Here is a 1,657-nt window from a genome sequence, read left to right on the forward strand (position 1 = left end):
CTTCAAGAACTCCGGAACGACCTGTTCGGCCGCCGGCTTCAGCGCATCGAGTGCTTCCCATTTGATCGGCGGCAGCGGGGCGGTCTCGTCGATCCGCTCCTCGACAACCTCTTTCTTGCCGAACGAAAATATCTTCTTGAAAAAACCAGCCATGCTTTGCGTTCTCAGGCGGCGCGGGCGGCAAGGGGCGCCGCGATCAGCCTGCTACCATCGTGGCCTGATATCTCAGCCTCGACGATCTCACCCGGTGCGCCCGTGCCGAGTGCGGCAAGCGTAAAACCCTCGGTGCGGCCAAGGCCGTCGCGCTCGATCAGGATCGACTGGCGCGTTCCGGTGAGCGACGACAGATGCCTGAAATAGGCAGCTTCACCGGCGGCACGCAGCCGGGCGGCGCGCTGCTTGACGACCTCGCGGCGGAGCTGCGGCATGCGCGCGGCGGGCGTGCCTTCGCGTGGGCTGAAGGGGAAGACGTGGAGATGGGTCAGGCCACACTCCTCGACAATTTTTTCCGAGTTCTCGAACATTTCGTCGGTCTCGGTCGGGAAGCCGGCGATGATGTCGGCGCCAAAGACGATACCGGGGCGCAGCTTGCGCACATCCTCGCAGAAGCGGATCGACTGATCGCGTAGGTGCCTTCGCTTCATCCGCTTCAGGATCATGTCGTCGCCCGATTGCAGCGACAGATGCAGATGCGGCATCAGCCTGGGCTCGGTGGCGATGGCATCGAGCAAATCGTCGTCAGCTTCGATCGAATCGATCGACGACAGCCGCAGCCGCTTCACGTCGGGCACCTGTTTCAGGATTGTTTTCACCAGTTTGCCGAGCTTCGGCGCCCCCGGCAGATCGGCGCCGAATGATGTCATGTCGACGCCGGTCAGCACGATCTCGGCATAGCCGTTGCCGGCGAGCCGCTTGACCTGCTCGACCACGGCGCCCATCGGCACCGAGCGCGAATTGCCGCGGCCGTAGGGAATGATGCAGAAGGTGCAGCGGTGGTCGCAGCCATTCTGCACCTGGACGAAGGCGCGCGCCCGGCCCTCGATGGCGTCGACCATGTGGCCTGCGGTCTCACGCACCGAAAAGATATCGTTGACGCGCGCCTTCTCGGTGTCGTTGACGCCGAAATCCGGCAGCGCGCGATAGGAATTGGCGTTCAGCTTCTCTTCATTGCCAAGCACGAGATCGACCTCGTCCATGGCGGCGAATTTTTCAGGCTCGGTCTGCGCGGCGCAGCCGGTGACGATGATGCGTGCCCGTGGGTTGTCGCGGCGGGCCTTGCGGATCGCCTGCTTGGCCTGGCGCACTGCTTCGCCTGTCACGGCGCAGGTGTTGAAGATCAAAGCGCCGCCTTCCAGCGCGCCCAGACCGGCACTTTCAGCCTCGCGGCGCATCACCTGCGATTCATAGGTGTTGAGCCGGCAGCCGAAGGTGACGACATCGATGCCCTTGGACACCGGGCTCTTGGGCAGAGCGGACATCAGGCCGCGCTTTCGGTGTCGCGGGCCCATGTCCCGTTCGACGGGTCGAAGCTGCCGGAAAATTCCCATTCGGCGGCGCCGGTCAGCACCACATGGTCATCGTCGCGCCATTCGACATGCAGCGTACCGCCGCCTGGCGTCAACAGGCTAACGCTGCGGCCGGTCCGGTTGGCTGTCTC

Annotated in this window: 1 protein-coding gene and 1 pseudogene; both read right to left on the reverse strand. The window is 64.0% G+C overall.

Annotated features, from left to right (window positions below):
- Positions 1-164: 164 nt before the first annotated feature.
- Positions 165-1,478 carry a tRNA (N(6)-L-threonylcarbamoyladenosine(37)-C(2))-methylthiotransferase MtaB gene (gene mtaB, locus EN906_RS33320; protein ID WP_127268400.1) on the reverse strand — a complete coding sequence of 438 codons (1,314 nt, stop codon included), beginning with the start codon at positions 1,476-1,478 and terminating at the stop codon, positions 165-167.
- A pseudogene (locus EN906_RS33325) lies at positions 1,478-1,657 on the reverse strand (diaminopimelate epimerase); the annotation flags it as partial. The gene mtaB and the pseudogene EN906_RS33325, both read right to left, overlap by 1 nt.

Source organism: Mesorhizobium sp. M7A.F.Ca.CA.004.06.1.1 (genome assembly GCF_003999135.1).
Classification (GTDB): domain Bacteria; phylum Pseudomonadota; class Alphaproteobacteria; order Rhizobiales; family Rhizobiaceae; genus Mesorhizobium.